Here is a 20,100-nt window from a genome sequence, read left to right as displayed (position 1 = left end):
GTGGCTGCGACCATCGATAAGCTCGCGCGCAAGGTCCGCCGCGTCTTCGATTATCTGGGCATGACGGCAAATTCCCCACCCCACGACGCCCGATTGGCGACCGCTGGTTAGAACGGATTTGCCGTGCTGAGTGCGCAGCGAAGGTTTCTGGGGGAGGGGCTGAACGCTTACTCGCGTGTAAAGTTTATTGACACCGGCCTGAGAAAAAAGGCACTTTCCACACGCAGCAGAGGATCATTGGAGCCTCACCTGCAAGGCCTGCAGCTGCTCTGGCGCTTCCAGTAGCAGATTGTGGCCGACACCTGGTAACAGGTGCAGCCGCGTCGCTGGACGCCAAGCCGCGACCTCGCGCGCCAGTGCGCTGAATTTTCGATCCCGGCTACCCGCAATCCAATGCAGCTCGCCTGGATAATCCCTAATGGCATCCTGCATAGGCGGCATTTCAGCCAGTCCATGCACGCGCAGCGAGGCCGCAAGTGCGCTCGCATGCTGGCTCAGGCGCCGCTCGCGCTGTTGCGCCAAACATTCCGGCAACAGACCCACCTGGGACGCAAACAAAGGCAGCCGCTCCCATGCTTCAACAAAGGCATCAAGCCCTTTCTGCTCGAGCAGGCTGATCCAGCGTTGGTCCTCGAAGCGGCGAGATTCACGCTCATCAGGCTCGATCAAGCCCGGATGGGCAGACAGGATCATCGCTTGGTCAAAGCGCTCTGGTGCTAGCCGCAGCAAGCCGAGCGCGAGCCGACCGCCGAGCGAATAGCCGACGATGCGATTAATCGACGCCGGTAGGGTGACCAGCAACCGGCGTAGGGCGTCATCGAACGCACCCTCGGGAGCAATGCTGCCACCATGCCCGGGAAGATCGATCGCTAGCGCCGGCTCAGTGCACGGCCAGCAAGCGCGCCAGTCTTCGGCCAAGCCGGTGAACCCATGCAGCAGCAGGCTTCGCGGCGCCTGATCGGCCTCTAGGCCACCGATGCGCAGCGCACGGAAGCCTTGCTCGGCGAGTGCAGGGTGCGGGTCGGGGCCGTAGAGACAGGCGCCGGTGAGACATGTTCGTGCTGGTCCGATTGGCTTGATCACTTTGGTCATCCCTCGCTGCTCGCAGCGTCTGCTGCTGCTGAGTCTAGCTGGCTGGGGCGGTGCCGGTCTGAGTCCTCGGCCCGCGGTCCCTGGTGCGTCTGGCCACGCCGGGCCGGCGGGGAGTGCTATTCTTGAACGCTCGGGCAGTGTCAACAGAAACGGTATGGCGATGCGCTTTTTCAATACCGAGGGGCCGGTGCGGGTCGATCTGCATTACCTCCTGCCACCGCTCACGCGCTGGGATCTGGAGGAGGTGCTCGCGCTGATCGAGCAGAGAAAATACTTCCTACTCCACGCCCCGCGCCAGACCGGCAAGACCTCCTGCTTGCTGGCGCTGATGGCGCATCTGAACCAGGATGGCCGTTACCAGGCAGTGTATGCGAATCTCGAAGGGGCGCAGACTGCGCGCGAGGATGTGGCGCGCGGCATGCGCACGATCTGCGGCACCATCGAGGCCGCGGCCCGCCTCTATATCGGCGATGAGCGTCTGCACGACTGGACCGAGCGCGCCTGGCAAGCGCGCGGCATCGATGGCGTGCTCACCGGCTTGCTCGAGACCTGGAGCGCCAACAGCCAGACCCCTTTGGTCCTGCTGCTCGACGAAGTCGACGCCCTGATTGGCGATACCCTCATCGCCCTGCTGCGCCAACTGCGCGCCGGCTACCCCCAGCGTCCGCAAGCCTTTCCCAATACGGTCATCCTCTGCGGCGTGCGCGATCTGCGCGACTATCGCATTCATGCCTGCTCCGAGGCGGCGCCGATCACTGGCGGCAGTGCCTTCAACATCAAGGCCGAGTCGTTGCGCCTGGTCGATTTCTCCGAGGCGGAAACCTGCACCCTGCTGCAAGAGCATACCCAGGAGACCGGCCAGGTCTTCACCCCGGAAGCGCTGCAGCAGGTTTGGACGCTCACCCAAGGTCAGCCTTGGCTGGTCAACGCGCTGGCCTATCAGGCCTGTTTTCGCTCGCCTGAGGGGCGCGATCGCACGCGACCGATCGATGCGGCGATGATCGATGCGGCCAAGGAGCATCTGATCCTCAATCGTGTGACCCATCTCGATCAACTGGCCGATAAGCTGCGCGAGGAGCGGGTGCGACGCATCATCGAGCCGATGTTGGCCGGCGAGTCGCTCGACAGCGTGCCCTTGGACGATCGCGACTATCTGGTCGATCTCGGACTGCTGCGCCGTTCGGTTGGCGGTGGCCTGGAGATCGCCAATCCGATCTACCGGGAAGTGCTGCCGCGCATGTTGGCGCTGGGCCCGCAGGATTCCCTGCCGCGGATCAGCCCAACCTGGCTTGATGATCAGGGCTAGCTCGATCTTGAGGCACTTCTTGTGGCCTTCCTCGACTTCTGGCGCCAGCATGGTGAGCCGCTGCTCAAGAGCGCGCCCTATCATGAGATCGCCCCGCATCTGGTGCTGATGGCCTTTCTGCATCGGGTGGTCAACGGCGGTGGCACCCTGGAGCGCGAATATGCCATCGGCGCCGGGCGCATGGATCTTTGCCTGCGTTATGGCGCGGTTACTCTGGGCATCGAGCTGAAGGTCTGGCGCGATAGGCGGCCCGATCCGCTCGCGCGAGGGCTGGAGCAGCTCGATGGCTATCTGGCTGGATTAGGGCTCGACTGCGGCTGGCTGGTGCTCTTCGATCGCCGCAGTGGACAGCCGCCGATCGCCGAGCGCACCAGTGTCGCCGAGGCGCTCAGTCCGGGTGGGCGAAGCATTCAGGTGATTCGGGCCTGATCGTCGCGAACAAGAGGCCAGAATCGATTCGTCGGGCTGGCTTACCAGGTCTTTGGCTGGAAGCGGCTGTCATTGCGAATCTCGATCGCGTTGCCGGATTGGGCGAGCACGAACAGACCCTTGCGGTAGGCAAAACGCCCGACCTGCTCCGGGACCACCATGCCAGCGACGGCCCCTAAGAGCTGATAGGTCTGGTATTGCGGAAAGCAGTGTTTGAAGGTCGCGAGACGTTCCAGGTGATCGTTGACGTCGTCCACGTTGAGGTGGGATTTGCACTCCACGGCCACGGCGACCTGAGCGTTGAGCGCGAGCAGGTCGATCTCAGCGAGGAGCTGACCGTTGTCGTCATAAGCGCTCAGATTGGGGGCCACCTGATGCACCGGGAGGCCGCGCTCACGCAGCAGACCCACCACCGCCGGGCGGACCATCTCCTGCACGAATTCGCCAAGCCGATTCCCCTGACGGCCAATCAGCTCGCCGAGCGCCCGGATCTTGCGGTCGGTCTGCTCAAAGCGTTGCGTTAACCGTGCATCAGCCTCCTGAATCAGACGATCGGTCTGCTCGAAACGCAATGTTAAACGGGCGTCGGACTCTTGGAGCTGACGGTCGGTCTGCTCGAAACGCTGTGTTAACCGGGCATCAGACTCCTGAATCTTTCGATCGGTTTCCTGGAACAGCGCCCAGATGTCTTCTGCTGAGGTGGCCATGGCCGTGCGTCCTTTGAGGCAAAGATCGCGAACAACATACCCCATTGACGAGGCGCACGGCTATCGTCGAGAACCGTCGCGGTTGGCGGATGTATCGGTGTGCACGAAGCCGCTTCCCGGACAAGTTGGCAAGTGGAGACAACCTGCCTGAATCACAGGTGCCGGGCCCAAATCCGCCGCGAGCCAGTCGGCGGTCGCGAGTCCGTGCGCGAGCGTCGAGCCCGTCGCCGCTGCCAGCTGGGCGCTGCTCCAAAGTCCAGCGGCGGATTCGATCAGACTGGTGATCACGACCTCCAGGCCCGCGGCCTGAGCGCAGCGCGCTAGCGACAGGCTTGGCCGGAGGCCACCGATGACGCCCGGTTTCAGCACTAAGCGGCGCAGCGGCAGTTGCTCCGGATCGAGCGGCCAGCCGCGCGCCGGCAAGGACTCGTCGAGCGCCAACGCAAAGGGGGCCTGCATCTGCAGGACGCGAAGCTGGATGTCAGTGGCCTCCGCACAGGGTTCTTCGAGGCACTCGATCCGGCTCGCGATCGGCCGTAGCGCCTCTAACAGCTTGCCAGTCGTTGCCAGCGACCAGGCACGGTTCGCATCCAGTAGCAAGCGCACATCAGCGGGTAGCCGCGCGCAGAGAGCCTGGATCGCCTCGAGTTCACGCTCGATCGGCGCCACTCCAACCTTGACCTTCAACACCCGAAAGCCGGCGGCCAGCGCCCGGTCGAACCGCTCGGGCTGCAGATCGGCAACGGCGCCAAGCGCGGCGTTGATCTGGATCTCTAACCCCGGCTTCAGCGCTTGATCTTGTGCCTCTCGCTGCCCGCTCACGAGAGACTCAGACAGCGTCAGGCCACAGAGGCGCGCGGACAGATCGAGCAAGGCCGTCTCCAGTGCCGCATCAGCGGCTGGCGTGGGCGACGGGATCTGCCGCTCGAGCACGGCAAGCTGCGTCTCCACGGTAGACTGGTCGTGATCTCGCAGCCAAGTCGACAAGCGCTTTGCAGCGGCGATCGAGGTTTCGGTTCCCGCCTCGGGTAAGGGGGCGCAATCGCCGTAGCCACAACAGTCTTGCCAATGCGCCTGCACCAGCCATCCCTCACGCTCACGGCGAAGGCCATGCGCGCTGCGCCAGGGCACGCACAAGGGGAGTCGGTAGGGTGTCAGCAGCAGTCGCGGAGTCATTGGGGCACCCAGTCACGGAGTCGAAGAAGCTGCGGGAAGAGACCGCATTCGGCGGCCTAGCAGCCATTTTGGACCGGCAACCGAGAGCTTCTCGAGCGGCGACTTCAGCTTGGCTTCTCCCCTGACTGGCTTCTCCCCTGACTGGCTTCTCCGATGCCCAGACTCACCAGGCGTCGAGCAACAATCCCAACCCGAGCAGCAGCGTCAACGCCAGTTGGTACTGCCCGGTGCGAGCCAACAGCTGATTCAGCGCCCGACCCTCGCTGCGCCAGAGCTGGCGGATCAGCAGCGCCGCCAGCGGCAATGCCAGCAGCAGTGGCCAGCCTTGCATGCGCAGTCCGCCGAGCATCAGCAGCGGGATCGGGCTCAGCAGGAGCAACGCATAGACCAGCCGAGCCGTCGGGCGGCCGAGCAGATGGCAAAGGGTGCGACGACCGGCGATGCGATCGGTCTCGAAGTCACGATAGTTGTTGAGCAGCAGCACCGCCGCCGCTGGCAGCCCGAGCGCGCTGCCGAGCACGAGGGCCTGCAGCGACAGGTTCAGCGTCTGCAGGTAATAGGTGCCGCCGACAGCGGCGACGCCGAAGAACGCGAGCACGAACAACTCGCCATAGGGGCCATAGGCGATCGGTTTCGGGCCGCTGGTATAGGCATAGCCGGAGGCGATCGCGGCGACCCCGAGCGCGAAGATCGGCCAGCCACCGCGCAGCACTAGCAGCAGCCCGAGCAGGAAACTGGTCAGGAACACCAGATGCGCGGCGCGCTTGACCTGCGTGGCGCTGAACCAGCCTTGTGCCGCGGCACGCGGCGGCCCGAGCCGATCGGCGGTATCGGTGCCGCGCTCGAAGTCGGCGGCATCGTTGTGCAGATTGGTGCCGATCTGGATACCCGCCGCCGCGAGCAGCGTCGCCAGCGCGGTGAAGAACGCCAACTGTCCACTCTGGGCCATCGCCAGGAACAACCCCGCCAGCACCGGCGAGAGCGCCAGCGGCAGGGTGCGCGGGCGCGCGGCCTCGATCCAGCGCCGCAGTCGCGCGCTGGGCGGGGAGACGCCGCTCGCTGGCACCGATGTTTGACGAGTCGATTCCATAACGATTGCCTGAAGGATCTTGCGCTCAGAGGCCGATCAGTGGCCCCTCGAAGACAGCGATCATGGACGGCGTCGAAACGGCCCAAAGTCCGGCGCGCGCTTCTCGAGGAAGGCATCGCGGCCCTCTTGTGCCTCGGCGGTCTGGTAGAACAATCCGGTCGCATTGCCGGCCAGCTCCTGGATGCCGGCCAGACCATCGCTGTCGGCATTGAACGCGGCCTTGAGCAGACGCAGCGCGGTCGGCGAGTGATGCAGCATCCGTCGGCACCAATCGACCGTGGTCGCCTCCAGCTCGGCCAGCGGCACCACCGTGTTGACCAGCCCCATCTGCAGCGCTTCCTGAGCATCGTACTGGCGGCACAAGAACCAGATCTCCTTGGCGCGCTTGAGGCCAATGGTGCGCGCCATCTGCCCGGCGCCGAAGCCGGCATCGAAGCTGCCGACCTTGGGCCCAGTCTGGCCGAAGCGGGCATTTTCGGCGGCGATGGTCAGATCGCAGATCAGGTGCAGCACATGGCCGCCACCGATCGCGTAGCCGGCCACCATCGCCACCACCGGCTTCGGCAGCGTGCGGATCTGGCGCTGCAGCTCGAGCACGTTCAGATGCTCGGTGCCAGCGGCATCGCGGTAGCCGCCCTCGCCGCGGATGCGCTGATCACCACCGGAACAGAACGCCAGTTCGCCGGCACCGGTGAGGATGATGACGCCCACCTCGGGGTCAAGATGGGCGCGATGGAAGGCGTCGATCAGCTCGAGCACGGTTTCCGGGCGGAACGCATTGCGCACCTCGGGACGATTGATGGTGAGCTTGGCGATGCCCTCGGCGCGATGCATCAGGATGTCCTGATAGCCGGGTTCGGTCACGGCCTCCCAGGTGATCGGTCGGTGCTGTTGTTGCTCGTCGTTCATCGTGAATTGCTGTTTTTTACTCTTGGTCAAGGCGCGTTCAAGGCAGAGTCAAGGCGCGCGATGGACGCCTTCGTGTCAGTGACCCCTGAAGGTCCGAGGCTGCTCGCCCCTGTTGGCGACCCGGTGCCGCGTGACGCATGGCTGGCATCAGTCAAGCGCTTCGGGGAAGTCGGCAAGCCGCATCTCTTCCCAAAAGGCCAGGTGCGCACGGCGACTGGCCTCGGGGTCGATCCGGCATTCGATCAGACCCGACCCCAGCCCAATCTCGCCCAGGGCGCGCCCCAATTGATCGCCATTCTCGACCCGCCAGTGCCGCACACCGCCGAGCGCGGCCAGCGCCTGGAGGTCGAGCGTTTGCGGCGTCTGCCAAAGGCGCTCGTAATCGGGCAGTTCGCGCTGCGGCAGATAGTCGAAGATATGGCCGCCGCCATTATTCAGCACCAGCAGCGGACGGTCGAGCCGCGTCATCAACAAGAGCCCACTGAGATCGTGGCAGAGTGAGAGATCCCCTGCTAGCCCCCAGCAGGGCAGCCCCGCCTGAGTGAGTCCGGCCAAGGTCGAGAGATAGCCATCGATCCCGCTCGCTCCCCGATTACCGAGCAGTGTCACCCGCCGCCCGCCGGCGCGCCACCAGGTATCGAGCTGGCGGATCGGCATCGAGTTGGCGCAGAACAGGGCCTCGCCGTCGGGGATCACGGCCCTCAGCGCGGCAATCACCTGCGCCTCGCTCCAGGGCCCTATCGGCGCCTGTTCGGCCCGATCGGTGCCGGCCTGATCGGTGCCGGCCTGAGCCGCCCGCGCCGCTCCAGTCACTTGCGCCGAATGCCCAGATCGAGCCCATGGGTCTGCCTGAGCGCGGCTGGCGTCAACCAACCGCCAAGCATGGCGCTCGACAGCGCGCCAACGCGCCAGCCACTCGGGATCGGGGTCGACTAAGCCCTGTCTGTGCAGCGCCTCGCAGACCGCTGCGGCCGGCGCTTCGAGCTGGAAGCGCGCGTCATGGCTCGGGTCGGACCAGAGGCCGGCTTCGCAGACCAGGATCGATGGCACGCCCTCGAGCCACTGGCCGAGCACCTTCGAAACCGGCGCACGCCCGAGGCGCAGCACCCAGTCCGGGCGCAGCGCGCGCGCCACGGCGGAGTTGCGCAGGAAAGCATCATAGGCACTGATGCAATAGGGGCTGATACGCGTCTCGTCGAGCGCGCCGCCGCGTAGCCCGGAGAGTGGATCGACGAGCACAGGCAGCGCCAGGGCTTCGGCGCAATGCCAAAGGGCTGGCGACAGACTCGGCCGCGTGGCCATGCTGACCGGCGTGCGCGGTTCGGCGCCGGGGCCGCAGAGGATCAGCCCCCGGCCGGCCGGCCAATCGAAGCACAGACCCTCCCTGCCAAGCGTGCCGAGGCCTGCCTGATACCTCGGCGCAATCGCGTTGCTAGTCGCTCTGACGTTCGGCCCCGAGGCCTCAGGATCGCGGGGCTGTACCGTCGCTTCGGCGCGAGGATCCGATGAAGCCGCGATCACCGGTTCAGCCAGGGACTCGGCGCAATCGGCCTCTGGCACGAGCGGCTCGTCGAACGGCAGATTCAGATGCACCGGCCCCGGCCGCTTGCCGGAACTGACCAGCGCCACGCGACGGCCCAGCGCGTACTGTGCCTTGAGCGCCGCTGGCGCCGCTTGGGGCAGGCCGGGATCATGGAAGGCACGCACGAAGGCGCCGAACAGCCGCGTCTGATCGATGGTCTGATTGGCACCCCAGCCGTGCAGCCGTGGCGGGCGATCCGCCGACAGCAGCAACAAAGGCAAGCCGGCCTCGGAGGCTTCGATCACGGCCGGATACCAATGCGCCGGCGCACTGCCCGAGGTGGCGAGCAGCGCCACCGGGCGCAAGGTCGCGCGCGCCAGCCCGAGGGCGAAAAAAGCGGCACTGCGCTCGTCCAGGATCGGCGTCAAGCGAAGCCGACCGGCGGCCTCGAGGCGCTGTGCGGCGATCAGCAGCGGCGTCGAACGCGCGCCGGGCGAGAGTACCAACTGCTCCAGCCCGGCCGCGACCATGCCCTCGAGCAGCGCCGAGGCCCAGCGCAGGTTGAGGCAACCGGTCGACGTCTTCGAGACCGGCGATTGCGGCGCTGACTGGCTCATGCGTACTGCAATGCACTGAGCATGGCGCGCAGCTTGGCCTCGGTCTCATCCCACTCGGTCGCGGGATCGGAGCCGGCGACGATGCCTGCGCCCGCGTAGAGTTCGGCGCGGTTGCCACAGACGCGCGCGCAGCGCAGCAGCACCCACAGCTCACCACTGAGATCGGGCTCCAGGGTGCCGGCAGCGCCGGTGTACCAGCCGCGCTCGAATGGCTCGCCCTGGCGCAACCAGGCGCTCGCTTCATGTCGAGGCTGGCCATTGGTGGCGGGCGTGGGATGCAGCCGTTCGGCCAGGTCGAACAGATCGACACCCGCCTCGGCATGGGCGCGAATCGGGCTCCAGAGATGCTGCGCATTACTCAACTGCATCAGTTGCGGCTTGGCCGGCGCGCGGATGTCGCTGCAACAGGGCTGCAACGCCTCGCGGATCGCATCGATCACGAACCGATGCTCGCGCAGATTCTTGTCCGAGGCCCGCAATGCCTCGCCGAGGGCGGTATCGGCGGCGGTATCCTGGTCACGATCCGCGGTGCCGGCGATCGCATCGACCTCGAGCGCGCGGCCCTGCTGACGGAGCAGACGCTCCGGAGTCGCGGCGATGAAGCTCGAGCCGTTGCGGCGCAGGTTGATCACCTGGCACGAGGGGAACAAACAGCTCAGCGCGCCGAGCAGCCGATCGACATCGAAACGGCGCGTACCGGTCACATCCAGACGACGTGAGAGCACCACCTTCTGCAGGGAATCGGCCTCGATTGCCCGCAGCGCCGCCTCGACCAACTCCGCCCAACCCGACTGATCCGGCTCGGCGAACTCACGGCTGAGACGCGCCGCCATGCGCGGCCCCTCGACCGGCTCATAGAGCGACGGCACCAGCGCATCGAGGGCCGCGCCCCAGCGCTCCAGCAGGGCCTCGGGTGTGCTCGGGCGGGGCGCCGAGAGCACCAGCGCGGCCGCGCCCTCGCTGGCCCGCACGCCGATCTCGGGCACCCAGAGCAGCGCATTCGGCAGATGATCCTCGATCATCGGCGACGGATCGGGGCTGGCCGCGAAGCCGAGCATGGCAAAGGCCTCGAAGCCGGTCTCGTCGGGATCGGCCCGATACCAGTGAGCACGCAGTGCCCGCCCCGAGGCGGCCAGATGGCGTAGCCGATCCGTGCCCTGCGCGCGCCATTCGGCGGCCGTGCCATAGCCGGCGCGCAGCTCATCGCGATGCACATGACGAAACTGGAACTGCGCCCCGGCGAGCTGCGGCAGTGAGCTGGGCACGCGCGGGAGCGCGAGCAGCAGCGAGACCAGGTCCTGCTCCGCCTCCCCGCCGGCACCCCGCGCCGAGGCGAGCGGCAGGCGCTCGATGCCCTCGGCGAGCCTGGCCTTCAGTTGCTCGAGCACTTGCCGTGGAGCGAGCACGTCAACGCGCGTCCCGAGGTCGGGCACGGCTTGGCATGAGCCGCCCTGCCGCGTTGGCCGGGGCAAGCTGGCGCTGGCGCCGGAACCCGAAGCGCGCGCGGCGCAACGCCGGCCGCCCTGGCCTCAACCCTGCTCCGCCCAAAAGGCGTCCAGCGCCGCGACGCAATCGGCGGTGCGCTCCCAGTGCGGAATCCCCAGCGTCGGCTCGATGCGCACCGCCGTCCAGTTCGCGTGATTGGCGACGAACGCAGGCAACAGATCGAAGCCGACATTGGCATCGCGATCGTAGAGCACGAGCACCGGCACCTCGACCTTGTCGTACAGCGTCTCGGACGCGTCTCGAGTGAACAACTGACCGGCGAGGAAGCGATAGGGCGCGTGCCGCGCGCCGGGCTGGTGCGAGGTCGCATAAGCGTAATCGACCATCACCTCCGGCGGCTCGCCGACATAGCTGCGCTGCAAGAAGTAGCGGATGCTCGGACGCTTGGTGAGCAACTGATACAGCCCCTGGCCGAGTCCGGGCAGGGTGAAGACCCCATGCATCGCCCGGCCGACACCGCCGGAGGGCAGCTTGCGCGCACTGAAGCCGGTCGGCGAGAGCAGGGTCAGGCTCAGGAAGCGCTCGCTGGCGCTCAGCGCGGCGCGCGCGGCGAATTCGCTGCTGAGCGAGAAGGCGATCACCTGCGCTGGCTTCTGCACCACGTTGGTCAAGAAGGCGATGATCGCGTTGGCGTAGAGTTCCGGCGAGTAGGGCCGATCACTGCGATCGGAGAAGCCGAAGCCGGGCAGCTCCGGCACATAGACCCGATGGGTGGCGCAATAGTGATCATAGAGCGGCTTCATCTCGAAGGCGCTCGGGGCGGCGTTGATGCTGTGCAGCAGCACCAAGGGCGGGCCGTCCTCGGGCCCGCCGACGTAATAACTGATCTCTTTCAGATGCGAGGTCGCGAAGCAATCGCGCGTGGCCTCCAAGGCCTCGGGCAGTTCGACCTGCCGGCGCATCGGTGCCTCGTCGCCCCTTCTGTGCTGGCCGAAGCCGTCATCGACACGCGCTCCCGTGAGTACGGACATGGGATTCACCTAATACTTTAGAGTGGCGGAAGTTTCCAGAAGCAGCCCTTCAAGGCCGGTTCGACCAAGCGTGCCGGGCGCGGATTCAGTCGCGTGCGAACGGCGCCGATCCCTCATCGGCGACCTCGACCAAGACCTCATTGCGGCGCAAGAACCCAGGCACGAAGGGGGCATTGTAGCGCGCGAAGATCGGCGCGCCGATGATTGTTGCGCCGCGCGCCGCGAGCGCCTCCAACAGCGCGGCCTCCTGCTCACGGTAGCGCGCCTCGTCCCAACCGCCGCGATAGCGTCGGGCGGCCATCAATCGCGTCGGTAGCCGCTGTAGCGAGACCCGCTCGTCGGCCGGCGTCGGCAGATAGGAGAGTGGATATTCCTTCGGCATCACGAACTGGACGCGCCAGGCCCGCTGCGCCGCCGTCGCTGTGGGCGCGGAGGCAGACGCCTCATCCAACGGCTGCTGATTGACTGGCGCCATCATCGGCAGGTTGCGCCCGCCGCGATTGCCCCCCTGGATGTAGCCGACGAGCGGCCTGAAGGCACGCTTGCTGGCGTGCTCGAAGTCGGCGCTGACCTGGACCTCGGCGACAGTGAAGGGGGAATAGCGGCGCAGCTCGAACCCATCGCCCTCGGCGACGACCTCGAAATCGGGTTCTGGCAATGAGACGAGCGCAATGGCTATCATCACCAACGGGATCAGGGCCGCGATCGCGATCAGCGCTTTGCGTGTCATGTCAAGCTTCAAACCGGTCTGTCAACGAGCTGACCGGCGATTCAACCATGCCGAGCGCGCGCGTGCGTTGTCCACCGTCAAACGGGCGTCGGCCGCGCGCCCGCTGATCGGTGCGCGAGACAAAAAAACGGCCGCTGCAACGGAGGGGTTCCGTCGAGGCGGCCGAAGAGGCTTGCTGCCCAGAAACCGGTGTGATGCGTGCTCGTTATCGATCCCGCGGTGTCGTCGCGATGATCCCCTCATCACGCGCCACGCGGGTCTTGGACGAGGCTCGATCATCGTGTGAGACCAAACCGATCAAAAAGCCTCCGCTCAGCAAGGCAAGAAGCAAACCACTGACCGTCAACGCATCGAAACTCATAATGACTACCTCCGTTTCGTGCATTCGAAGAGATGCTCGAAGTCCTTGTCGCGGACCCCAGCGCTTAGCAGTCAGTATCGCCGCAGCCAACGTCCAGCGTATTTCAGCATATACTTATGCTGTTACAGTGTGTAACAACCAGCCCCAGAGAACGCCCCGGAATTGGCCATGAACAGCGACGACCTAAGCGCGAAGACGCAGGTACTCGTCGTGGACGACGATGCCTCGCTGCGCGAATTGCTCCAGGACTATCTGCAGCGCGAAGGCTTCAAGGTCAGCGGTGTGCCCGATGGCGTCGCCATGTTCGCGCGGCTCGGTGAGCGCGAGCCGGACATCATCATCCTCGACCTGATGCTCCCCGGCGATGACGGCTTGACCCTCGCCCGACGCCTGCGTCAAAAGACCCAGGTGCCGATCATCATGCTCTCGGCGCGCGGCGATGAGATCGATCGCATCGTCGGTCTCGAGGTCGGCGCCGATGACTACCTGGCCAAGCCGTTCAACCCGCGCGAGTTGCTCGCGCGCATTCGCGCCGTGTTGCGCCGCCCCGCCCACAACGGCAGCGATGGTGCGACCGCCAGCCAGGTCAGCTTTGGACCCTATCGCCTCGAGCGGGCCAGCCGCCGGCTGACCCGCGACGGCGAGAGCGTGGCCCTCACCGGCAGCGAATTCGATCTCTTGCGCATCTTTGCCGAGTATCCCAATCGGGTGCTCGACCGCGACCGCTTGCTCGATCTGCTCAAGGGCTACGAGCGCAACCCGTTCGACCGCAGCATTGATGTCCAGGTCGCTCGCTTGCGGGCCAAGATCGAGCCGGATAAGAAGACCCCCTGCTATATCCGCACCGTGTGGGGTCGCGGTTACATCTTCACGCCTGCGGGCGAAATCTGAGCCCTGGTGATGCGCCTGCGCCTGCCGCTCGGCTCGCTCTTCACGCGCGTGCTGCTGACCCTGGTGCTGAGCTTCGGCAGCTTCGCGCTGATCACCTTCGGCTCCGCGCTCTACTATGTGCTCTACCCGGTGGTGCAGCGCTCCACCGCCGATCTGGCCGCCTTCATGGAACTCTCCGCGCGCACCCTGACCCTGCTGCCGGAGCAGGCGCAACAGGAGTATCGGGCCAAACTGCTCGATGAGTATCAGGTCCGACTGCTGAGCGGCTCGGAGCCGCCGCAGGGGCTCGATGACTTTTTCTATCCCTATGTCTTCCGCTTGAGCCAGGCGCTGAGCCGGCGCATGGAGCAACCGGTCCACATGAAGAGCAACCTGATCGACGGGCGTCGCTGGTTCTGGGTCGATCTGCAGACCGCCTCGGGGACCGTCTGGGCCGGCATCCCGCGCGATCGCATCGGCACCCGGCCGATGATCGGCGCGGTCGTCATCTGCGCGCTCGCGGTCTTGCTGGTGCTGCTCACCGCCGCCATCCTCGCCAGACGCGTCACCGCCCCCCTGACGCGACTCTCGCAGGCCGCCGAGGAGGTCGCCAAGGGCCGCTCGCCAGAACCCCTGGCCGAAAGCGGCCCGCGTGAGCTGGCCAACCTGGCGCGCCAGTTCAACGAGACCAGTCAGCAGGTGCGAGAGTTGCTCGCCGACCGCACCGTGCTCCTCGCGGGTATCTCGCATGATCTGCGCACCCCACTGACCCGGCTGCGGCTCGCGCTCGAGATGCTGCCCGAGGAGACCGACCCCGCGCTCCGCGCCCGCATGCAACGCGATATCGAGGAGATGAGCGCGCAGATCGGTCAGGCCGTCGAACTCGGCGGCACGCTGGGCGCCGGCGAGCGCCACCGCGAAGACCTGACACAGCTCATCGGCGAGGTGGTCGGCAGCCGACCCCGCATCCTGTGGCGCCCGCTCGGTCGCTGTATGCACTCGGTCAACGCGCAGGCACTCAGGCGCATCCTCGGCAATCTGATCGAGAACGCGCTGCGCTACAGCAACGACACCGTCGAGATCCGGCTCGACTGCCGCCACCAGACGCCGGCGCTGTTCGTGCTCGATCGGGGCCCCGGCATCCCCGACGATGAGCGCGAGGCGGTGTTCCGGCCGTTCTATCGGCTCGAACGCTCACGCAACCGCAACACCGGTGGTTCCGGGCTCGGCCTCGCGGTCGCGCGCCAGCTCGCCATTGCCAATGAGATGGAGATCGAACTGGCGAATCGCGACGACGGCGGCCTGATCGCCAGCATTCGGCTGCCCATGCCCCACGCTGGCGACGACACCGAGGCCGTGCACTGACGCCGTGCACTGACGCGGGCGATCGTCGTTCACGCGGTCGTTCACGCGGGGCAGCGGCTCGCACTGCCTGCCACACCACGGCGCATCCACAGTTGACGCACCGAGCCACGACACCTAGATTCAGCGAGGCGTGCCTGCCAGCTTATCAGCGCACGCAGTTTCCGATCCGATCGAGCGCCCTTCCAGAGGCGTGCGCCAGAGGAGTGAAGATCCATGCTACAAGCGGGTGACCAGGCCCCCGAGTTCTCCCTGCCCGATGCCGACATGGAGCGCGTCGAGAGCGCCGAGCTGTTGCGCGAGCGCAGCCTCGTGCTCTGCTTCTATCCCAAGGACGACACCCCGGGCTGCACCATGGAGGCGCTCGAGTTCACCGACCTGCAGCCGGAGTTCGAGGCCTGTGGTGCGACCATCGTCGGCATCAGCCGCGACACCTGCGCCAGCCACGGCGCCTTTCGCGACAAATACGGCCTCACCATGCGCCTGCTCGCCGACACCGATGGCGAGGTCTGCCAGGCCTATGGCGTGCTCCGCGAGAAGGAGAAAAATGGCCAACGCCTGCTCGGCATCGCCCGCACCACCTTTGTCATCGGCCGCGACGGCATCATCCAGCATGCCCTCTACGACGTGGTGCCCAAGGGGCACGCGCAGCGGATGCTGGAGTTGGTCCAGAATACGTTGTCCACTTCACCGGCATCGACATTGATGCGGCAAAGGTCGCGCTGATCTGTACCGAACTCGGTACCGGCACCACCTACATCAACCGCCACAACGAGACCGGCCTCGTGGTCAGACCGAACGACGCCGAGGCGCTGCGCGAGGCCATGCAAAGACTTCACGACGATCGCGCGTTGGCCGATCGGCTCGGGCGCGCCGGACGTCAGCGCTTCGAGCGGCTGTTCTCGGCACAGGCGCTCGGTTCTCGTCTCTCTGAGCTGTACCAGCGTCTGGCGCGGGCGCACCGGACGCGCTCACACTGAGGGGCGATCGGACAGGGCCAGATCGCATCAAACGGCGTCCGGCAGTCGCAACCGCGCCACCGGCTCCCCACCGATCAGATGTGACTGTAGGATTTCTTCCAGATCCTCATTGTCCACATAGGTGTACCAGATCCCTTCGGGATAGACGACGGCCACCGGCCCCTCGCCGCAGCGGTCCAGACAGCCGGCGGTATTGATGCGCACCCCACCCGGACCCGCGATCGCCAGCTCCTTGCTGCGCTTCTTCAAGAAGTCGCGCGACGCCTGGGCGTTACACTGTGCACAACACTGACTGCCGTCGGCGCGCTCATTGACGCACATGAACAGATGATATTTGTAATAGGACACAATCAGAGGCTCCATGATCGAAGTGATTGGCCAGCACCGCCGGCAACACGCCTAGAGCGTGCGGCCCGAACGTCGATATCGCAACGCGCGTTCATCCAAGACGCCGGGCGACCATGAGCGACAGCTCCGAGCCCCAGGTCGCCACCCTGCTCAGCTTAGCCGACCAATGCGTGAAATGTGGGTACTGCTTGCCGCAGTGTCCAACCTTCGCGCTCGCGCACGACGAAGGCGAGTCACCGCGCGGGCGCATCGCGCTGATCCAGGGCTGGCTCGGCGGTGAGATCGACGATGGGCCAAGGCTCGCGCGGCATCTGGACAATTGCCTCGAATGCCGCGCCTGCGAGCCGAGCTGTCCCTCCTTGGTGCGCTACGGCGCCCTGATGGATGGCGCGCGCGCATTGCGCGAGCAGCGCCGCCCGCGCTGGCGACGCTGGCTGCGGCGCGCGGTGCTCGGTTTGCTGACCCGGCCCGATGGCCTACGACTCCTTGCCCTGCTTGGCACCGGCTACCGCTGGCTGCACCTGCCGAGGCGATGGGTCGATGGCCTCGGCAGGGTCTGGCCGGCCATCCGCGTGCTCGATCCCCTCGCGCGCGCGCTGCGCTGGCCAAGATCGCGCGCTCAGCGCGAGTCTGTCCAGCCCGCGTCCACCCGAGCCGCATCCGTCCAGGCCGAGATCGATGCCACCAATCACCGGCCGATTCTGTTCCGCGGTTGTGTCGCTCGCCTGACCGACCAGCCCTTGGAAGCGGCCGCGCAACGGTTGCTCGCGCAGCTTGGCCATCCGCTCGAGGTGCCCAGCGATCAGGTCTGCTGTGGCGCCATCCATCGCCACAACGGCTATCCCAGGCAAGCCGATCAGCGCCTCGCGGTCAACGCACGCTGTTTTGGTGAGCGCGTCATCATCGGGCTCGCCAGCGCCTGTGTCGCCGAGCTGCGCGAGCACGGTGGGTTCAACGCCATCGAGGTCTGCCGCTTCTTGGTCGATCAGCCTTGGACGGCGGGGCTTCAACTGCGGCCCTTGTCGGCCACGATCGCCGTGCACGAGCCCTGTTCGCACCGCAATCAGCTACGCGATCAGGGCGCCATCTACCAACTATTGCAACGCATCCCCGCGGCCACCCTGACCCCGCTGCCCGGCAACGACACTTGCTGCGGCGCCGCTGGCACCTATCTTACTGAGCATCCAGAGACCGCCCTCGCCTTGGCCGCGCCCAAGATCGACGCCTTGCGACAGCTCGCGCCAGACTATCTGGTCACCACCAACACCGGCTGCGCCTTGCATCTGGCCGCGCGACTGCGTGAAGCTGGCCTCACGATCCCGGTCTTGCACCCGCTTCAGCTCATCGAGCAACAACTTCCCACCGACGTCGAAGGAGCATCCCCATGAACACCCGTGACTACAGCCCCATTGATCGTGCCCTGATCGGCATGGACCAAACCCTGCGCACGCTGTTCGGCCGCCCGCCCCTGACCGAGCGGGTCAATCCCGGCAAAGCCCAGCCCGAGGTCGACCTCACCGACCAGGAGCGCCGCCACATCGGCCGCCTGATGCGGATCAACCATACCGGGGAGGTCTGCGCGCAGGCGCTCTACCAAGGTCAGGCCCTGACCGCGCGCGACGCCGCCGTGCGCGAACGGCTCGAGCGCTCGGCCCACGAGGAGAACGACCATCTCGCCTGGTGCGAGGAACGGATCAAGGAACTCGATGGCCGCAAGAGTCTGCTGAACCCACTTTGGTACGCGGGCTCATTCGCGATGGGCAGTGCCGCTGGTCTCGCTGGCGATCAATGGAGCCTCGGCTTCGTGGTCGAGACCGAGCGCCAGGTCGAGGATCACCTCGACGAGCATATCACCCAGGTTCCGGCCGATGATCACCGCACCCGCGCGATCCTCGAGCAGATGAAGCTCGATGAGGCCCATCATGCTCAGGTCGCTCAGATCGCCGGTGGCGCCGAACTCCCCGAGCCGGTCAAACTGGCGATGCGCGCGGTCTCCAAACTGATGACGCACGGCACCTATTGGGTCTGAGCCGCGCCCATCATTGGGGCGTCTTCCAGGTCTCGATCTCGCGCGAGAGATTGCGACCGTAGAAGATCTCCATCATCTCGCGCCGCACCAAGCGCTCGATGCGCTCCTGCTCCTTGTCCGAGAGGTCCGAGGCGGTGACGCAAAACAGATAGTCGCTCAAGTCGAAGTGGTTGACCACCATCTTGGTGTGGAACAGATTCTCCTGATAGACGTTGACGTCGATCATCTGGAAGCGATCCTTGGTGTCGCGCGAGAGATAGTTCTGGATCGAACTGATGTTGTGATCGATGAAGTGCTTGCGCCCGCCGATGTCACGGGTGAAACCGCGCACCCGGTAGTCCATGATGACGATATCCGACTCGAGCGCGTGGATCAGATAATTCAGCGCCTTCAGCGGTGAGATCAGGCCGCAGGTCGAGACGTCGATATCGGCGCGGAAGGTGCTGATGCCGCTATGCGGATTGCTCTCCGGATAGGTGTGGACGGTGATGTGGCTCTTGTCGAGATGACCGACGATGGCGTCCGGGAACGGTCCAGGACTGGCCGTGTTGGAGACATCCTCTTCGTCGCGCACCTCTTCCTCGGCGATCAGCATGGTCACCGAGGCGCCCTGCGGCTCGTAGTCCTCGCGCGCGATGTTGAGCACATTGGCGCCGATGATGTTGGCCACATCGGTCAGGATGCCGGTCAGACGCTCGGCATTGTAGGCCTCGTCGATGTAGTCCAGATAGGCCTGGCGCTGATCCGCCGTGCTGGCGTAGCAGACATCGTAGATGTTGAAGCTCAAGGACTTGGTGAGGTTGTTGAACCCCTGTAACTTCAACCGTTTATGCATCTTCGGCATGACTCAACCCTCCAACGGCGGGCGCTAAAGGCGCGATTCTAACCCCTCAGCCATCCGCTTCGCGTAATTCGTAATCGTGGGTCACGGTCGCGGTCGCGCCGAGCATGATCGATGCCGAGCAATACTTGGTGGCGCTCAGCTCGATCGCACGCGCGACGCGGCGCTCGCTTAGCCCCCGGCCGGTGACGATAAAGTGGGCGTGAATCTTGGTGAACACCTTGGGATCGGTCTCACTGCGCTCGGCGCTGAGTTCGACGACGCAATGGGTCACCTCCTGGCGCGCCTTGCGTAGGATCAGCAAGACATCGAACTGGGTGCATCCACCCATGCCGAGCAAGAGCATCTCCATTGGTCGCGCTCCAAGGTCATGTCCACCCGCCTCGGGCGGTCCATCCATCATCACCCGATGACCACTGCCGGACTCCCCCTCCATCGCAGCCCCATCGAGCCATTTGACACTTACCTTCATTCGTCCTCCCATCAGAGACCTTAGGCGTTCCGCGCGGTCCAGATTCATGCTGGCGAAGCCTAGCACGGATCATGCCTTGGCCAAGTCTTGCTAGACTGAAATAACCCACTGCCGAGAGGTGCGCGAGTCCATGCCCAGTCAGCCGCCCCAAGAACCATCCTGGCTCAAGCCGTTTTTGAGCCATTGCCACTGCAAACACTACGAGAAGCACGTCGACTTCATTCGCACCGGTGAACCGGCGGAAAGCCTGTACTACCTGATCGATGGCTCGGTCACGGCCCTGCTCGAAGACGATCGTCGCCATGAACTCACCCTTGCCTATATCAACAAGGGAGAATTCATTGGCGAGATAGGCCTGTTCCAGCCTCTGACCACACGCAGCGTCATCGTACGCACCCGCGAACCCTGCACCATTGCCGAAATCAGTTACACGCGCATCCAGCAATTGCTACACCGCGAACTGCACGAACACGCCCTTGGGTTGCTGTTCGCGATCGGTGAACAGCTCGCGCAACGGCTGCGCCAAACCAGCCGCCAAGTGGGCGATCTCGCTTTCCTGGATGTCACGGGTCGTATCGCCGGCGCCCTGCTCGAACTCTGCAAGCAGCCAGACGCCATGACCCATCCAGAAGGCATGCAGATTCGCATCACGCGTCAGGATCTAGGCCGCATGGTCGGCTGCTCGCGCGAGATGGCCGGTCGAGTCCTGAAAGCGCTCGAGGAAAAGGGACATATCAGCGTCACCGGCAAGACCATCGTCGTCTTCGGCACCCGCTAAGCGA

19 protein-coding genes and 1 pseudogene are annotated in these 20,100 nt (G+C 65.5%); 8 read left to right on the top strand and 12 right to left on the bottom strand.

The window, feature by feature from the left end:
- Window positions 1–234: 234 nt before the first annotated feature.
- Window positions 235–1,092 (bottom strand): alpha/beta fold hydrolase, encoded by an 858-nt coding sequence (locus CCR82_RS08175; RefSeq protein WP_201244904.1) that lies wholly within the window; start codon window positions 1,090–1,092, stop codon window positions 235–237.
- A gap of 160 nt (window positions 1,093–1,252) precedes the next feature.
- On the opposite strand from CCR82_RS08175, the pseudogene CCR82_RS08170 reads away from it, so the two are divergent.
- Window positions 1,253–2,827, top strand: a pseudogene (locus tag CCR82_RS08170) (AAA-like domain-containing protein).
- 41 nt (window positions 2,828–2,868) lie between these two features.
- On the opposite strand, the gene CCR82_RS08165 reads toward CCR82_RS08170, so the two are convergent.
- The 8 genes from CCR82_RS08165 to CCR82_RS08130 form a co-directional block, all read right to left on the bottom strand.
- Complete coding sequence (locus CCR82_RS08165) at window positions 2,869–3,534, bottom strand: DUF3782 domain-containing protein (RefSeq protein ID WP_201244903.1); 666 nt, start codon at window positions 3,532–3,534, stop codon at window positions 2,869–2,871.
- A 60-nt stretch (window positions 3,535–3,594) separates the two neighbouring features.
- On the bottom strand, window positions 3,595–4,710 hold the full coding sequence (gene menC / locus CCR82_RS08160; RefSeq protein ID WP_201244902.1) for an o-succinylbenzoate synthase: 1,116 nt from the start codon (window positions 4,708–4,710) through the stop codon (window positions 3,595–3,597).
- 163 nt (window positions 4,711–4,873) lie between these two features.
- The gene (gene menA, locus CCR82_RS08155; protein ID WP_201244901.1) at window positions 4,874–5,800 is read right to left on the bottom strand and encodes a 1,4-dihydroxy-2-naphthoate octaprenyltransferase; all 927 of its coding nucleotides are present in this window, start codon (window positions 5,798–5,800) and stop codon (window positions 4,874–4,876) included.
- 60 nt (window positions 5,801–5,860) lie between these two features.
- On the bottom strand, window positions 5,861–6,709 hold the full coding sequence (menB, locus tag CCR82_RS08150) for a 1,4-dihydroxy-2-naphthoyl-CoA synthase (RefSeq protein ID WP_201244909.1): 849 nt from the start codon (window positions 6,707–6,709) through the stop codon (window positions 5,861–5,863).
- A 147-nt stretch (window positions 6,710–6,856) separates the two neighbouring features.
- Entirely contained in the window at window positions 6,857–8,848 is a 1,992-nt protein-coding gene (gene menD, locus CCR82_RS08145; RefSeq protein WP_201244899.1) for a 2-succinyl-5-enolpyruvyl-6-hydroxy-3-cyclohexene-1-carboxylic-acid synthase, read from the bottom strand.
- Window positions 8,845–10,281 (bottom strand): isochorismate synthase, encoded by a 1,437-nt coding sequence (locus tag CCR82_RS08140; protein WP_338073140.1) that lies wholly within the window; start codon window positions 10,279–10,281, stop codon window positions 8,845–8,847. The genes menD and CCR82_RS08140 overlap by 4 nt, the downstream gene beginning before the upstream one ends.
- Before the next feature lie 96 nt (window positions 10,282–10,377).
- Window positions 10,378–11,325, bottom strand: coding sequence for an alpha/beta fold hydrolase (locus CCR82_RS08135; RefSeq protein WP_242513346.1), 948 nt, complete (start codon window positions 11,323–11,325; stop codon window positions 10,378–10,380).
- Between the two features lie 85 nt (window positions 11,326–11,410).
- Window positions 11,411–12,055 (bottom strand): SOUL family heme-binding protein, encoded by a 645-nt coding sequence (locus CCR82_RS08130; RefSeq protein ID WP_201244897.1) that lies wholly within the window; start codon window positions 12,053–12,055, stop codon window positions 11,411–11,413.
- 529 nt (window positions 12,056–12,584) lie between these two features.
- On the opposite strand from CCR82_RS08130, the gene CCR82_RS08125 reads away from it, so the two are divergent.
- The 4 genes from CCR82_RS08125 to CCR82_RS08110 all read left to right on the top strand — a co-directional run bounded on the left by CCR82_RS08125 (window position 12,585) and on the right by CCR82_RS08110 (window position 15,628).
- On the top strand, window positions 12,585–13,307 hold the full coding sequence (locus CCR82_RS08125) for a response regulator (RefSeq protein WP_201244895.1): 723 nt from the start codon (window positions 12,585–12,587) through the stop codon (window positions 13,305–13,307).
- Window positions 13,308–13,316: 9 nt separating this feature from the next.
- On the top strand, window positions 13,317–14,651 hold the full coding sequence (locus CCR82_RS08120) for an ATP-binding protein (protein ID WP_201244893.1): 1,335 nt from the start codon (window positions 13,317–13,319) through the stop codon (window positions 14,649–14,651).
- 213 nt (window positions 14,652–14,864) lie between these two features.
- Complete coding sequence (locus CCR82_RS08115; protein WP_201244891.1) at window positions 14,865–15,374, top strand: peroxiredoxin; 510 nt, start codon at window positions 14,865–14,867, stop codon at window positions 15,372–15,374.
- Window positions 15,344–15,628 carry a glycosyltransferase gene (locus CCR82_RS08110; protein ID WP_201244905.1) on the top strand — a complete coding sequence of 95 codons (285 nt, stop codon included), beginning with the start codon at window positions 15,344–15,346 and terminating at the stop codon, window positions 15,626–15,628. Before CCR82_RS08115 ends, CCR82_RS08110 begins: the two co-directional genes overlap by 31 nt.
- 27 nt (window positions 15,629–15,655) lie before the next feature.
- Here the strand turns inward: CCR82_RS08110 and CCR82_RS08105 are convergent, their stop codons facing one another.
- Complete coding sequence (locus CCR82_RS08105; protein WP_201244889.1) at window positions 15,656–15,976, bottom strand: (2Fe-2S) ferredoxin domain-containing protein; 321 nt, start codon at window positions 15,974–15,976, stop codon at window positions 15,656–15,658.
- A 113-nt stretch (window positions 15,977–16,089) separates the two neighbouring features.
- Here CCR82_RS08105 and CCR82_RS08100 point away from each other — a divergent pair, with 113 nt between their 5' ends.
- Both CCR82_RS08100 and coq7 read left to right on the top strand, forming a co-directional pair.
- A complete protein-coding gene (locus tag CCR82_RS08100; RefSeq protein WP_201244887.1) occupies window positions 16,090–17,364 on the top strand; it encodes a (Fe-S)-binding protein in 1,275 nt (424 codons plus the stop codon).
- Window positions 17,361–18,005, top strand: coding sequence for a 2-polyprenyl-3-methyl-6-methoxy-1,4-benzoquinone monooxygenase (gene coq7 / locus CCR82_RS08095; protein ID WP_201244885.1), 645 nt, complete (start codon window positions 17,361–17,363; stop codon window positions 18,003–18,005). The genes CCR82_RS08100 and coq7 overlap by 4 nt, the downstream gene beginning before the upstream one ends.
- 10 nt (window positions 18,006–18,015) lie before the next feature.
- On the opposite strand, the gene speD is transcribed toward coq7, so the two are convergent.
- Window positions 18,016–18,849, bottom strand: coding sequence for an adenosylmethionine decarboxylase (speD, locus tag CCR82_RS08090; protein WP_201244883.1), 834 nt, complete (start codon window positions 18,847–18,849; stop codon window positions 18,016–18,018).
- 46 nt (window positions 18,850–18,895) lie between these two features.
- Window positions 18,896–19,318: an OsmC family protein gene (locus CCR82_RS08085; protein WP_201244882.1), complete on the bottom strand. Its 423-nt coding sequence runs from the start codon at window positions 19,316–19,318 to the stop codon at window positions 18,896–18,898.
- A 130-nt stretch (window positions 19,319–19,448) separates the two neighbouring features.
- Here CCR82_RS08085 and crp point away from each other — a divergent pair, with 130 nt between their 5' ends.
- A complete protein-coding gene (gene crp, locus CCR82_RS08080; protein ID WP_201244881.1) occupies window positions 19,449–20,096 on the top strand; it encodes a cAMP-activated global transcriptional regulator CRP in 648 nt (215 codons plus the stop codon).
- Window positions 20,097–20,100 lie beyond the last annotated feature (4 nt).

The organism is Halochromatium salexigens, assembly GCF_016653295.1.
GTDB classification, from domain to species: Bacteria; Pseudomonadota; Gammaproteobacteria; order Chromatiales; family Chromatiaceae; genus Lamprobacter; species Lamprobacter salexigens.
This window is presented reverse-complemented; position numbering and strand designations above follow the sequence as displayed.